Origin of the sequence: Pseudomonas sp. efr-133-TYG-5 (assembly GCF_030209175.1) — a bacterium.
GTDB lineage: Bacteria > Pseudomonadota > Gammaproteobacteria > Pseudomonadales > Pseudomonadaceae > Aquipseudomonas.
The window spans coordinates 1,784,436-1,799,192 of sequence record NZ_JARVSM010000001.1 but is presented as its reverse complement, the minus strand read 5'-3'; the positions used below and the strand labels follow the sequence as shown (position 1 = coordinate 1,799,192).

Below are 14,757 nucleotides of genomic sequence, written 5' to 3'. Positions count from 1 at the left end.
CGTTCCAAGCGATCCAGCGCCGAACACCTTGCATGGCCGCTGGCCACGCCAAGCGTAGGAGCGACCAGTGCCGAAGGCTCAGTCCCATTCGCAGAAGGTAGAGCCAAAAATCCGGCCTCCCGGTTGAAAGGGAGCGTGGCTTTCCCGGATTGGAGCAGGCCAGTAAACATGGTCACTTTCCGTATCGGCGCTTTTCCTTATGTGGTGAGAATTGAGCGACACTCTCGAAAGAGTGCCGCTCGACCAGACCGAGGAGGTCGGTTCAGACCGACGTTTTTGAGTTGCTCGAACGGCTGGCCATGAGCGCGTGTCCGCGTGAAGCCGGTGTTGCGAGGTAAGAAACCGTACCGTTGAGTGGAGGCTGTACGGTGCTGCTGTCTCCACCTCCTATGGCTTGTCCCCAGGTTACGACTCGACCGTCAGCAGTTAGCGCTGTGAAACCATGGGTATTGGCGTAGATCGCTACGACGTCGGTCAATTGCGCCGCGACCGGTGTTGTATCCCCGCCCACCGTTGCGTTACCCCATGCTGCCACCGTTCCATCCTTGTACAGCACGGCAAATGCGAAGGCTGTTGCGGCGATTTGAACGACGTCATCCCGGGCCGCGATGGCTGCGGGCACCTTGCCGGCGAGATCGACCTCGGGCCATGCAACCACATGACCGTTTTCTCGCAGCGCTGCGAAGGCGCTCCAGGTTCCGACAACAGAAAAGATATCCGTCAAGGAGGCAATCATCGTAGGGACGCTCCCTCCCTGTGCCGCAGGCCCCCAGGCGACGACCTGTTTGGTGTCGAGCAGGGCACAGAATGAATAGTTGGTGGCACAGGCAAGTCGCGTGATATTGGTCAGGCCGGCAATGGCGGCCGGTACTGTGCCGCCAAGGGTTGCGTTGCCCCAAGCGACTACCGTGCCGTTGGCTCTGTGGGCCGCGAAGGCATATAAATTGCCGATGACATCGTTGATATCGTTGAGCGTGTTTATCGGTGAAGGCACTGTTCCGCCACTATCGGCTACGCCCCAGGCCTTGACGTGGCCCGTGGCCAGTAATACTGCAAAGGCAGATCCCGCAGGGGTTATCTTCACAGCATCAGTAATGGCCTTGACCTCGGCACTTGTCGTTCCCCCGTTTACTGCTGCGCCCCAGGCATGGACGGTTCCATCACCCTTGATTCCTGCGAAAGCAGTGATGTTACCGACGACCCGAGTGAAACCCGTTGGATTGACTGTACTCATGTCGCTACCTTCACCTGCGGTGGCACTCCAGGCGACGGTGGTGTTGTTGCTGCGTCGGGCTGCATACGAACTGCGTGTGCAGCTCACCTCCACAATGTCGTTCATGGTGATGATAGTGGTCGGGATGGCACCGCCATTGGCAGCCAAACCCCAACCCGCCATATTGTTCTCGTCCCGAAGCGCGACGAACGCCGCCTGGCCGTTGATGTTGGTATCGATGCCATTGCCGAAGATGTTCGCTTCGCCAAGCGTGAGCTGGTCGTCGGCCGTACGTACCTGAAGAGGTTCCTGTGGGGAGGCATCGAGCCAGATCTCGCCCTTGGTCCAAGTGCTGTCATTGGCGTATTTCCAATCGGCCTGGATCGGCTTACCGGTCGTGGCATCAAATGCCATCAACCAGCGGCTGGCCCGCGACGCCCAATAAACGCTACGGTTGTAGCGAGCACCCATGACCTTGAGTTTGCCCGCCGCGATCATCCTGCGGACGTCGTAAACCGCCGGGACGGAAAGGTCATCAATACCACCTGCCTTGCGTTTGACGGAATAAGTCAGCGCTATAGTTTTGCCATCTTCAGCAAGGATCACGCTGTGAGGCACTTTGATCGACGACAGCTCTTGATCCGCCTCTGTGGGCTTGACTGGGTAGGCGGGAAGGGTGGTTGGAGGCTGCCCGGTCACGGTAACGATGACTTCGTCATCTGCCTTCAGTTGAGCAGAGGCGTCGATGATGACTGTTGCACCGGTCGTCACCTTGTCAGGGTTCAACTGGTCACCTGTTGCTTCCTTGAATTTGGCGGCGGGTAGCGTGAATGCAATTTTCAGTGAGTAATCCGTGCCCGGGATATCGGTGCCCGTGGATGGCTTGACTCGATAACTGACTACGACTCTCTGGTTCGCACTGGCCCGCAGAATGCTGGAGGCAATCGGAAACTCGATGACTTTGCCTTTGTCGCCTGCGCTGACGGTTTTATTGGCTTCATGCAGCGTTACACCGTTCGTCGTCGCCCATTTCATGAAGACTTGATCGTCAGTATTGTCGGCGACACGAGCGGCAATTTCGACGGCAGTACCGTTCGGTACGGTGCCAATGTCTAGCTCATCGTTGACGGTTCCCTGTACCTTGGCCGGGCTCAGTGGCTGTTGTTGTGCGGTCCCGATCGTTAGCTCCAGCGGATTCGAATAACTGGGCTTGCCCGTCGCATATCGAACGATGTAGTAACTGACACTCAATTGCTCACCGCGATGGGCTTCAAAATACTGCTGCACAAACGCCGCGTTGAGCGGAAATTTCACGGGTTTGCCGGCGCTCAGGGAGTTGAGGATTTTGTGGTCCTTAAACAGCAGCGCACCTTTGGCATCATGCAATTGCCAGTGCACTTCGTCCTCGGCCAGACTCGGTTTTTTTGTCGGAGCCGGACAGGTGACTTCACTCGTGCCGTTGGGCAGGTCGACAGGGTCCAGAGCTCCATTTTTTTCACCCGCAACGGTGGGCGGATCCAGCTCCAGCTGGGGTTCGCCTATGTTCAATTGCGAGGCTGGCGGCGAAGGCCTGCGAACGATTTCGCCGTTCTCGCCTTCGCTGAGCACGTTGTACGACACCACCAAGGTGCCACCTTCGCCAGGTTTAAGATACTCGGGACCTGAAATGCTGACCATGACGCCCTCGGGGTCATCAGCCTCCTGTTGGGTCGGAAAGATCCAGTCCAGCTCGGGCTCGAATACGCTGCCGTCCGGAAGGGTGATGCTCCAGATAATTTCGATGGCATTGTCCGGGGTGATCAACGGATCGTAGGGGATGCGGACGATCACGCTCGCCAAGTCGGGATCCAGCGCACCGCTCACGGCGCTTTCGACACGGGGGGCTGCCAGGCGTTTGGGCTCGCCGATGATGTTGATGAAGCGACCTCTGGATCGCTGAATGATGCTGCCGCCACGTTCCAGCTCGAAGAAAAACACCCCCTGGGTTTTTGCCAGCGCCCGGGCACCGTCGTTGTCCATCAACACCTCGACCACCAGAGGTGGTTTTTTGTTGATGGTCTGGCGAGCATCGACCTGGACGCTTTCGCCGTCGAGGGTGGTGCCCTGCAAGTGCATGACGATGACATCGTTCAAGTTGAAGTCGACAGACGAGGCTGCAAAGACCTGGAGCAACAACTGCTCATTACCCAACTGGTCGAGGTCGAGGTCGTTGCCGTCAGCCTGTTCAAGTATTGGCGCATCCAGTCGCGAGTTGCCGGTGTCGACGATAATGCGCATTTCCTTGCACCAGTCCTCGGAGTCGTTGTCTGCAAAGTCTCGGACGAAGAATGACACCGCCAGCCCTTCGCTTCCGGAGTCACCCACCGCGAGGATGACGTCCTTGCTGATGTGGATGACGATAGGGTTATCCAGCGGGTCGTCGATCTGTGCCTGGATGACCGGATCCGACGGCACCATGTTGCCGCCCCAGCTTACCCAGATCACATCGCCCACGGCGATGTCGGGGTACGGCAGGTTTGAGCCGCTCCCGGGTTTGGCCACGACCAAAATGTCTACGCCGTTTTCAGCGGTGTCCTTGTCGACACCGTCCTGGACAATTTCCGGTGGACTGAACGTCATGTGCAGGTGGGAGTGCCCCTGTCCGGGATCGGTGTCCTGGCCGGCAGGGATTTCCAGTTTGACCGAGAGTTTGAGCGGTGGAGCAAAAGGCTCTGGCGCCTGGGCGATGCGTGTCACCCGATAGTCCAGTTCCCAGGTGCCACTCTGAAAGCGGCCAGGTGCAACGAACAGGGTGGTGCGCTGGGTCAGCTCGGCGTTCTGGGAGACGGTGTGCTGGTCGACCACCTGATTATTGAGCCGCAGCTCAACCTTGTCGGCCAGGCTTTTGTCGGACCAGACAGGGATCTGCACCTTGAGGCCCTGAGTGGGAAAGTTGAGCAGCGCGGCGGCGCGGTTGATGGCCCATTCTCCGTTCGGCAGCAGCTTGGCGCCGGGGAGGTCGGGGTCGAGCAGGGCGAGGGTGCCGATGGGTTTTTTTGGGGGTTGGACGAGCATGGTGGAAACTCCTGCCGAATGGTATTGGCGGTGGAGTGATTGAGCGACTAAATGGGCGGGTTGACTACTGTCAGATCTGACAGGTAAGTCGTTGTTTCTGATGATCGGTTGTTCGTGGATAAGTATGCCTGCCGACCCCCTCCGGTATGGAACCGGAGGAGGCAAGGCGACGAGAAAATGTTTGGTGTGTCTATCGGAGAAGCTCTGAACAGGGGCGGTTTATCGAAGCGCCACAATGAGTGAGTAATCGAAGGGGATTTTTATTGCCCATTGCTCTCCGTTGACCAGATTCTTGCAGGTTCGGGCCTGAGCCCATGGCCACCAGAAGTTGCTGGGATCGGTTGACCAGTAATGGTGATTGCCCATTGGCCATCGCTCTCCGTAGGCTGCCTGTATTTCATGAAGCTCAGCGAGGCTGGGAAGCCGCGCTCCATTGGCGGCAGCATGTGAGTTGGCTGTAGACCAGACTCCGGAACCCAGTCCGATGCAGTGGATGACCCCTGTCACTGTCACGTTGTAACTCTTGGATTGACCGGCTGAATCAGAGGCGGTAATCGTCGCTGTTCCCCGGCCGCGGGCGGTAACCAGACCGGCTCCGTCAACATGGGCAACACCGGCGTTGCTCGATCGGTAGGAATACTCCCGGCTGCCACCACTGGCCTGGTGCCGTACCGAATTGCCCGTGTTGAAAGCAGGTAAAACTGCAGAGCCCGGAATGATGTAGGTCTTGCCACCCAACGTGACCGGGTTGGTATTGAAGTTCAATGGCGCCAGCGGTGTCTCCCGGATAAAGCTGCGAGATACCGTCTGTTGATTGTTGGCAACCGATCGCGCGTAGACCATGTTAGAGCCCAGATGAATACCGAGACTGAGCGACCAGACACCGCTTCCGTTGGCTGGCACGGTTTGGCCACCCACGTTGTTGAGAAATATCTGCACGCTATAGAGCGGCGTTGCCATTCCGGTTACGACCACGGAAGTGTCTGTGGTTTTCCCGCCATTACCCAATTCCCCGCCGGAATGTCGGACCGAAGTGAGGGCGGTAGTGGGGTGGAACTTGACTGTAAATGAGTGGACCGGTGACTCGAGCTGGCTGCCGTAAAGCGCTCTGGCCTTGAGTGAGTAAACCTTCTGGCCAAGACTCGACAACGTGGTGCTGCCATTGCCGCCTCCGTCCAGATTAATCGGCTGTCCGATTGGCGATGTGTCGTCGTAGAGCTGAACTTTTTGGCCGGGATCGGCATTGACACTCACCTTCACCTGGTTGTCGTAGGTGGTGCCGTTGTTGCCCACGGCTCCCTTGCTGTCCATGACGCCGGTGATACTGGGTGACTTGGCCTCTTTGATGGTGAAAGATCTCGGATTACTGATTTTATCGTCGGCCGCATATTGAGCGATGGCAACGACGCGGTGCAGGCCTTCAATCAAGTCCACCGTGATTGTCCACTCGCTTTTGGCATCGACGGTACGCATACCCTTTGAGACATCATCGATTTGAACATCGACTTTCTCGGCCCGAGTAGCTGTCCCTCCAATCGTCAAACGCTTATCGTAGGTCTGACCTGCCTCGGGAATGACCGCACCGAGTGCCGTCTTCACCAAGGTGATGACAGGCGTGACGTACTCGTAGTGCTGGCGGATAACCAGCGGCAGTTTAGGGAAGACAATCGCGGCATCTTCATCCGTGCTGTTATCGAAAATAACCTTGCAGACCACGCTGGCGTTGGAGCCGTGAAGCAGTTTCAGCAATTCTGTTTTGAGCAGGGTTTCGTTCAGCCCTTGAGTCAGTTGCGTTGAGTTCACTTCGTGCGCGGTGAGCAGATCGATTCGATAGGTGCCCGTGCTGGCCTCACCTTCGATGTACAGCCAGACCAACTGCTTGAGGGCAATGAAAGGCCACGCCTTTACCAGAACGTTCGCGTTCCCGGCGAGCTCCATTACTGGCAACTCGCCTGCCTTCGCTTGTGGTACCTCGGGCCGCGGCAGTTCTGTTTCAGGGTTCTGGAAGTTGAGCACCTTCAGCGGCAAGATTTCCGAAGGGGTCCACAAGCCATAGCGCTGGACGTCGTAATTGACCGCTACTTCGCGGTCGATATTGGCCCCGACAAAAGAGGGTGGCAGGTGGAACCTTACGGTGCCTGTGGCCTCGGCAGGTTTCTCCAGGTCTTCCGACGTCCCGGCACCTGGCGTGCCCCGCCATTTCAATCCGAGCTTGTCGAGCACTTCGTCCATGGAGGCGTAGCTGCAATCGATATCCACGCCATTGCGGCCATCCATCGGGTTCAGAATGCCGTCAGGGGCCTGGACGACAGTTGGCGGCAACAGTCTGCCCAGAGGAATGCCGACCAGTACCTCAAGAGGGGCTGAATAGCTGTATTTCCCGGTGGCGGCGTGCAGCAACGTGTAGATGACGGTCACGTAGTAGCCGATATTGGCCGAGACATATTGTTTGTCCACCCGGAATCTTACCGGCTGGCCAATGGTAGCCAGTGTGATCGGCACACTGCCGGATGTGCTGCCGTAAAGGTTGATGCCGAGCCAGTGGTAGGTGAGCGTATCCCCCTTGACCCAGTTCACTGGCTTGACCAGCACGTGGACCAGTTTGTTTGTCTGCGAGGGATCGAGAATGTCATCCGGTGCTTCTTCAACCTTGGGTGCCGGCAGCGTCGCCTGCCATGATCCAACGTTGACTCTCAGGAACTCGGACTCGCTGGTCCCATACTGGCCTGTAGCATCATTGAATACCCGGTACTGCAATTTGAGGCTGCCGTTTTCCAAGGCTTTTACGTGTTCGCCCATGACGTAGATCGTCACTTCGCCGGCCTTCTGCTCCTCGCCCGATACGGTGTGTTCTTCTTCATGCAGATAGTCATCACCGCTGGATTTTTTACCCAGCCAGATCAGCGACAGGTAGTCACCACTGATGATGCCTGGATACTTGATCACAACCGATGCTGCCATTACCGTGGCGGGCAAAATGTTTCCGACCACTTCACTGATCGTCGGCGCCGGCAGCAGCGACGGATTGCCGATCACGGTGGCAAACGTGCGCCGGGAATAAAGCGTCGGGTTGCCATCCTGTTTGCGCAACGCATAGGAGGCGTCGAGGGTGCCCTGGGCGAAGAGTTTCACGAATGCGTAGTCAACCGGGATTTCATGAACATAAGGCGGGTTACGCACAATGGCTTCAACGGTGAACGTTTGAGGCGGTCTGCCGGGAATCGGTGTGCCGATCACGGTGATCAGGAGGGTGTCACCGGCCGTGAAGACGTCGTTGGGTTTGATCAGGATCTGCAGGGTGACCGGGTTGGCGTCCAGGTCTGCAAGAATGATTTTTCCATCATCTGCTTCCTTGATGATGAGCGCATCGAGGCGTGATACCCCGGCATCGACCTGTACGGAAGTGGCTTCCGACCATTTCTCGCTCCAGTTGTAAACGAGATCGCAAACGTCGAAATGGATCTTCATCGCGGCGCTGTCGCCGGCGGTGAGGATATCTTCGGGCCGGGCCATCACGACGATGTCTACGGTGCCATCCACTTCTGCTTGCGTCAGCACGTGTGGCAAAAGAAATACACTGCCCCACGTCGCAAGGATGGTGTCGCCCACCGCCATGTTCGGATAAGGAGTGATCGTCATTGGAACGCCCGTGTCGAGCCACGGCTTGGTCACACCGTTATCGATAACATCCTGCGGTAGTCCGACCTTTTTCAGCTCCGAGTGCCAGGGTTCGAAGGGGCGCTTGTCGGGGCCGGCCGGGTCGTCGATTTCCAGCAACAGCGTCAATTTGGCCGATGGATCGTCGGGTACGGTTTCTCCTGCCCGGGTCACAACGTAGTGGCAGGTGAAGAGACCCGGTTCAAGCCCGTCTTTGGGTACGAAGAAGAACCATCGCTGATTGAGGTGCTCATCCTTGACCTTGAGTTCGCCGACCTTTTTGTCATCCAGGAAGACTTCCAGCAGGTCATCGATTGCCATGTTCAGGTAAGGGTCGATAAGGGCAAACAGTCCTGCATCGAACGCTTCATACGCCTTTGCGTTAATCCCTCCGTCGGCACCCGGCACAGGGATGACCATGTCGGCAAAAAAGGGTGGGGCCAATCCCGACAACGGGGCGAGCCGTTCATGACGACTGGGGAACAACGAGCGACGGAAAGTGAACATGGTCAACTCCATCCGAAATGGCATGCCAGTGGCATCAAGGATTTCCGGCCTCGAGCGCGAAGGTCGGTGGATACGGGACTACCTGGCAGGAACGAGCACTGGGACGTTCGAGCTGTGGATCAAGGGCTGGAGTGATTTAAGGCGTTAAGCGAAGGGATTGGCTACTGTCAGAAATAACAGGTGGGCGGGTATTTCCGATGAGTGGTTCGTAGCCTGGGCGAGCTGGGGAGCAGGGCGAAGTCAGGGTTTTCGCAAGGTTTTCTGTCGCAGGATGTAGATCGTCACCAGCACCGCACTGGTCAGCATGAACCCGCGTGCCCATGGCAGTGGCACCAGGTAGCAGGAGAACAGGATGCTCGCCCACATCAGGCCGATGGCGTAGACCTTGCCCTTGAGCGGGATGCCGTTGCCGTCGAGGTAGTCGCGGATCCATGGCCCGAGCCGGGGATGCTCGACCAGCCAGCGATAGAAACGCGGCGAGCTGCGGGCGAAGCAGGCGGCGGCCAGCAACAGGAAGGGGGTGGTGGGCAGGACCGGCAGGAAGATCCCGATCACCCCCAATGCCACGCTCAGCCAGCCGATGGCCAGCAGCACGTAGCGCAACATCAGGGGGCGGTTGCCTATGGGGTTGTCCATAGGCGTGGACTTAGTGGTGACGTGGCTTGAGGATCGCCGGTTTCTCGTCCGGCGCCTGGCACAGCAGGTACAGCGCGGTCAGGGCTTCCGGGATCTGCACGATCATATCGTCCATCAGGTTGGCATCCTTGGCGATGTCTTCGAATTCCGGCTGCTCGTCGAACAGGCCGGAACCAACCATGATCGGCAGGAGCATTTCGCTGACTTCTTCTTCAGCGGTTTCGAACCAGGCCGCTTCACGCAGGAATACGCCTTCCATGAAGCCAATGCACCAGCCGCGCAGTTCCGAGTCGTCCGGGTCATCGCCCAGGTCCAGTTCGCATGGCAGTTCGAATTCTTCGTCGGACGCCAGTTGGCGGGCGATGTGGGCCTTGAGGCCGATCAGCGTGGCTTCGATTTCTTCGCGCTGGGCTTCGCTGCTGTAGTGCGGCTCTTCAGCGAACAGGGCGTCGATCCACTCGCGATCCGGCACGTTTTCCGAGCAGATCGACAGCGCGGTGAGGTAGCCGTGGGCGGCCACGTAGTCCAGCGCCTCGTCATGCAGTTCGTCGGCGTCGAGGAAGACTTGCAGGCGGGTTAGTTGCTCAGCGAAGGACATTAAAGGGCTACCTTGGGGGAATAAACAATGCGGGAATTCTAGGCCTTCTTGAGCGCTCAAGCCAGCCGCACGGCAGATTTGCCGCAATTGGCGGGTCACCCAGCCGACCCCGTGGGAGCGAGCCTGCTCGCGAAAGCGCCCTCGACTGAACCGGCGGATTCGCGAGCGGGCTCATTCCCACAGGGCTTCGAAGCCTGCAATGAGCGGAGTCTTCTCAGCGGCACCCTGCGCGGTGGAGCGCTCGGGTATACTGCCGCGCTTTGTAATTCCTGGCGGCTTCGTGACGGCTGTGCAAGGCGCCATGCAACGCGCCCTTACGTTTTGTTTAAGCAGCCCTGGCTGCCTTGAACCAGTCTGTGCAGGGATGTTTCGGTAGATTTTTGGAGTTTTTATGCTCGAACAGGCTCAACGCGTCCTCAAGGACATCTTCGGCTACGACAGTTTCCGTGGCCGCCAGGGTGCAATCATTGAGCGCGTGGCCAGTGGCGGCGATGCCCTTGTGCTGATGCCCACCGGCGGCGGCAAGTCGCTGTGCTTCCAGGTGCCAGCGCTGTTGCGCGAAGGCCTGGCGGTGGTGGTATCGCCGCTGATCGCGTTGATGGACGATCAGGTCGCCACCCTCGAAGAGCTGGGCGTGGCCGCCGCCGCGCTGAACTCCACGCTGAGCGCCGAACAGCAGCGCGAGCTCGCCGCCCGCATCAAGCGCGGCGAAGTGAAAATGCTCTACCTGGCCCCCGAGCGCCTGGTGCAGCCGCGCATGCTGTCGTTCCTGCAAGGGCTGAACATCGCTCTGTTCGCCATCGACGAAGCCCACTGCGTGTCGCAGTGGGGGCATGATTTCCGTCCGGAATACCTGCAACTGGGGCAGTTGGCGGAAATGTTCCCCGACGTGCCGCGTATCGCCCTGACCGCCACCGCCGACAAGCGCACCCGTGAAGAAATCGTCACCCGTCTGCACCTGCAGAATGCCGAGCGTTTCCTCTCGAGCTTCGACCGGCCGAACATCTTCTATCGCATCGTGCCCAAGGAGCAGCCGCGCAAGCAGTTGCTGGCGTTCCTTGCCGAACGCCGCAGCGATGCCGGCATCGTCTATTGCCTGTCGCGCAAGAAGGTCGAGGAAGTTGCCGCGTTCCTCAGCGAGCAGGGCTTCCCGGCGCTGCCGTACCACGCCGGGCTGCCCAATGACCTGCGCGCCTATCATCAGAAGCGCTTCCTCAACGAAGAAGGCCTGATCATGGTCGCCACCGTGGCGTTCGGCATGGGCATCGACAAGCCCAACGTGCGCTTCGTCGCCCACCTCGACCTGCCGAAATCCCTCGAGGCCTACTACCAGGAAACCGGCCGTGGCGGCCGCGACGGCCTGCCGGCGGATGCCTGGATGGCCTACGGCCTGCAAGACGTGGTGATGCTCAAGCAGATGCTGCAGAACTCCGAGGGTGACGAGCGCCACAAGCGTCTGGAGCAGCACAAGCTCGACGCCATGCTCTCCCTTTGCGAAGAAACCCGCTGCCGCCGCCAGGCGCTGCTGGCCTATTTCGACGAAGACCTGCCGCAGCCGTGCGGCCATTGCGACAACTGCGTCGACGGCGTGCAGACCTGGGATGCCACCGAACCGGCGCGCCAGGCGCTGTCGGCGATCTATCGCACCGGCCAGCGCTATGGCGTCGGTCATCTGGTCGACGTGCTGCTCGGCAAGGACAACGAAAAGGTGCGCAGCTTCGGCCATCAGCACCTGTCGGTGTTCGGCGTTGGTAAGGCGTTGGGGGAGAGCGAGTGGCGCTCGTTGTTCCGCCAGTTGGTCGCCCGTGGCCTGGCCGATGTCGACCACGAAGGTTACGGCGGCCTGCGCCTGAGCGACACTTGCCGGCCGCTGCTCAAGGGCGAGGTCAGCCTGGAGCTGCGCCGCGACCTCAAGCCGCAGATCACCGCCAAGAGCGGCAGCAAGAGCCAGGCCAGCCAACTGGTGCGCGGCGAAGAGCGCGAGCAGTGGGAAGCCTTGCGCGCCCTGCGGCGCAAACTGGCGGAAGAACACGGCGTGCCGCCGTACGTCATCTTCCCCGACTCGACCCTGCTGGAGATGCTCCGCAGCCAGCCGACCTCGCTGGCCGAGATGGCGCGGGTCAGCGGTGTCGGCGCACGCAAGCTGGAGCGCTATGGCGAGGCGTTCCTCGAAGTGCTCGGCGGCGAAGCGCCAACCCCGAAAGTGGTGGCCGACGTGCGCCACGAATTGATCACCCTGGCCCGCGCCGGCATGACCCCGTTGCAGATCGCCGGGCAGTTGCAGTGCTCGGAAAAGAACGTCTACAGCATGCTCGCCGAAGCCATCGGCAAGCAGCAGCTGTCGCTTGAGCAGGCGCTGGATCTGCCGGAGGACCTGATGGGCGAAGTCCAGGACGCGTTCCTTGACGGCGAGGGCGAGCTACCGTCGGTCGCCGAAGTGGCGGAGCTGTTCGCCGGCCGTGTTCCGGAAGGCGTGCTGTACTGCGTGCGGGCTGCGCTGCAATCGGAATTCGAAATGTGAGGCGGCGTAAGTGCCAACCACAAGACAGTTGTAACGATTCAGTATGGGGCGGCTCTTGCCTATAGCCAAATGTCATGCTTAGCTGACTAATAATTAGTTTTTCTCTATTTGTTCAGTCTAATCATGAGTGTTTTATGCCGTTAACCGATCAACACCGCTTTGGCATGCAACTGGCGCAGATGTCTCGTGGCTGGCGTGCCGAACTGGATCGCCGGCTGGCCGGCCTGGGCTTGTCCCAGGCCCGCTGGCTGGTGCTGCTGCACCTGGCGCGTTTCGAGCAAGCGCCCACCCAGCGTGAACTGGCGCAGAGCGTCGGCGTCGAAGGGCCGACCCTGGCGCGTTTGCTGGACAGCCTGGAAAGCCAGGGCCTGGTGCAACGCCAGTCCGTGATGGAAGACCGTCGGGCGAAAAAAATCGTCCTGTGTGCCGCGGCACTGCCGCTGATCGAGCAGATTGAAACCATTGCCACGCAATTGCGCCACGAATTGTTCGAGGGCGTCGATGAGGCGGATTTGAAGGTCTGCATGCGTGTGCACGGGCATATTCTGGCCAACCTGGAAAAATCCTGACGCATAACCTCGTGCCGGTTTTTTGAGAGATCGCGCTGAGCAGACTATAAGAACTACTGGGCAATATCGTGTTCGTACCGGATGTGCGAACGCATAGAAGTCGGTTTTGCTTATTTAAGGGATGCTCATGCTCGGAAGTCGGCACGTGGTACTGCGTTGCGCCCACTCGCTGCTGGTGGCCGGTGTTCTCGCCTGGTCCGGCGCCTCGCTGGCGCTGGGGCTCGGTGATATCACCGTGCACTCGGCGCTCAATCAGCCGCTCAAGGCTGACATTGCCCTGGAGGACGTCGGCGGCCTGCGCGAAAGCGAGCTGTCGGTCAGCCTGGCCACGGCTGACGAGTTCGCTCAGGCCGGGATCGAGCGGGTGTTCTTTCTCAACGACCTCAAGTTCACGCCGATCCTGCACGGTCGTCGCAACATGATCCGGGTGACCTCGGCCAAACCGGTCAAGGAACCGTTCCTCAATTTCCTCGTGCAGCTCAACCAGCCCAACGGCCGGTTGCTGCGCGAATACACGCTGCTGATCGATCCACCGGGCTCACCGGGCATCGTGCCGGCCACCGATGAGCCGGATGCCCGCGCGCAATCCTCCGAATTCCCCACGCCCGAAGCGCCGGCCCCGGTCGCGCAGGGCAAAGCCACCGTGCCTGCCGCCGCGCCTGCACCGGCTCCCGCCAAGGACAGCACAGCCGAACAGTTGGCGGCGAGTGTCCTGCAGAACCAGCAGTTGCAGAAAACCATCGACGAACTGACTGCGCGAGTGCAGGCGCAGGATGTCCTGATCGCCGATGGCAAGAAGCAGATCAACGAGATGCAGGCGCGGATCATCGAGTTGCAGCAGACACCGCCGCCCGCCGTCGCGACGCCAGCCCCCACACCCACACCCACCCCCGCGCCGGTGGCCGCACCGGTCGAGGCGCAGCAAGACGGGCCTGACTGGCTGCTGCTCGGTGGTCTGTTGGTGCTGCTGGGCGGGCTGGTTGCGTTGCTGTACGCACGTCGGCGCAGGCAGCCGCTGTCGGTAGCGCCAGTGCCGGTGCTGCCAGCGCGCAGTGAGCCAGAGGAACTGGATGAAGCACACGGCGGGCGTCCGTCAGCCGCACATGCCGCTGTCGAACATCGTGACGATCCTGTCGCCGGCGACGTGCTGGAAGCGGTGGGTATCTATCTCGCCTATGGCCGCCTCGGCGAGGCCATCGGCCTGCTGCGCGATGCCTTGCACAAGGAGCCGGAGCGCGTCGATCTCGGCGTGCAGCTGCTCGAGGTGTTGGGTCGCCAGGGCGATACGCCAGCCTATGACGAACAGGAGCAGCGCCTGCGTCAGCTCGGGGTGGCGGAGCAGACCCTGCACGACATTCGCGCGCGCTATCCGAAACTGGCCAGTGCCGCCTCGCTGGCAGCGGTGATCCCCGTCGCCGCCGTGGCGCCGCCGCTCGCGGCCGAGCCGCTTGCGCCAGCGCCAACGGCCGAAGACGACTTTGAATTGAACCTCGATGCGCTGTCGATGGACTCCACCTGGGATCTGGAAGACAGCCGCACGACGGCCGATCAACCCGAACCGGGCGAAACAGCTTTCGGCGCCGGTCTGCAAGTGCTGCCGCAGGATTTCGAGCTGCCCGCCAATGCGACCGATGAGGCGGATGCCGGCGAGCTGGAGTGGCTTGCCGAGCCGGATGCGCAGCCGCTCGACGATGACTTCCTCAATGAGTTCGGTGATCCCGAGCCCTCGCTGCAACTGCAACCGCTGGATCTGCAAGCGGCGGATCCGCCACCCTCGGCCAACGCCGGCAAGCTTGAGCAGGCCCAGACCTGCATCGACGACGGCGACCTCGACAGCGCCATCGCCTTGCTCAACGAATTACTCAAGGAAGACGACGAGCCACTGCGTCAGACCGCCCGCACGCTGTTGGCCGGCATTCGCTGAAGTGGCCGGTTCTCGCAGGCGCTGTCGACTGAAACGAGGCTGCGATCCGTGGATCGCAACCCGTAGATCGCGGTGGTG

At 60.1% G+C, this 14,757-nt stretch carries 7 protein-coding genes; 3 read left to right on the top strand and 4 right to left on the bottom strand.

The features are described from left to right. Positions 1 to 262: 262 nt before the first annotated feature. From QRN70_RS08130 to QRN70_RS08115, 4 genes are all read right to left on the bottom strand, one after another. On the bottom strand, positions 263 to 4,267 hold the full coding sequence (locus QRN70_RS08130) for an RCC1 domain-containing protein (RefSeq protein ID WP_285416876.1): 4,005 nt from the start codon (positions 4,265 to 4,267) through the stop codon (positions 263 to 265). Positions 4,268 to 4,486: 219 nt separating this feature from the next. Next, positions 4,487 to 8,431: an Ig-like domain-containing protein gene (locus QRN70_RS08125; RefSeq protein WP_285416874.1), complete on the bottom strand. Its 3,945-nt coding sequence runs from the start codon at positions 8,429 to 8,431 to the stop codon at positions 4,487 to 4,489. 240 nt (positions 8,432 to 8,671) lie between these two features. Next, positions 8,672 to 9,067: a YbaN family protein gene (locus QRN70_RS08120; protein ID WP_285416872.1), complete on the bottom strand. Its 396-nt coding sequence runs from the start codon at positions 9,065 to 9,067 to the stop codon at positions 8,672 to 8,674. Positions 9,068 to 9,077: 10 nt separating this feature from the next. Then, complete coding sequence (locus QRN70_RS08115) at positions 9,078 to 9,665, bottom strand: UPF0149 family protein (protein WP_285416871.1); 588 nt, start codon at positions 9,663 to 9,665, stop codon at positions 9,078 to 9,080. A gap of 391 nt (positions 9,666 to 10,056) precedes the next feature. Here QRN70_RS08115 and recQ point away from each other — a divergent pair, with 391 nt between their 5' ends. From recQ to QRN70_RS08100, 3 genes are all read left to right on the top strand, one after another. Next, the gene (gene recQ / locus QRN70_RS08110) at positions 10,057 to 12,186 is read left to right on the top strand and encodes a DNA helicase RecQ (protein ID WP_285416869.1); all 2,130 of its coding nucleotides are present in this window, start codon (positions 10,057 to 10,059) and stop codon (positions 12,184 to 12,186) included. Between the two features lie 134 nt (positions 12,187 to 12,320). After that, the gene (locus QRN70_RS08105) at positions 12,321 to 12,755 is read left to right on the top strand and encodes a MarR family transcriptional regulator (protein ID WP_285416868.1); all 435 of its coding nucleotides are present in this window, start codon (positions 12,321 to 12,323) and stop codon (positions 12,753 to 12,755) included. Positions 12,756 to 12,882: 127 nt separating this feature from the next. Beyond that, a complete protein-coding gene (locus tag QRN70_RS08100; RefSeq protein WP_285416866.1) occupies positions 12,883 to 14,679 on the top strand; it encodes a motility hub landmark protein FimV in 1,797 nt (598 codons plus the stop codon). Positions 14,680 to 14,757 lie beyond the last annotated feature (78 nt).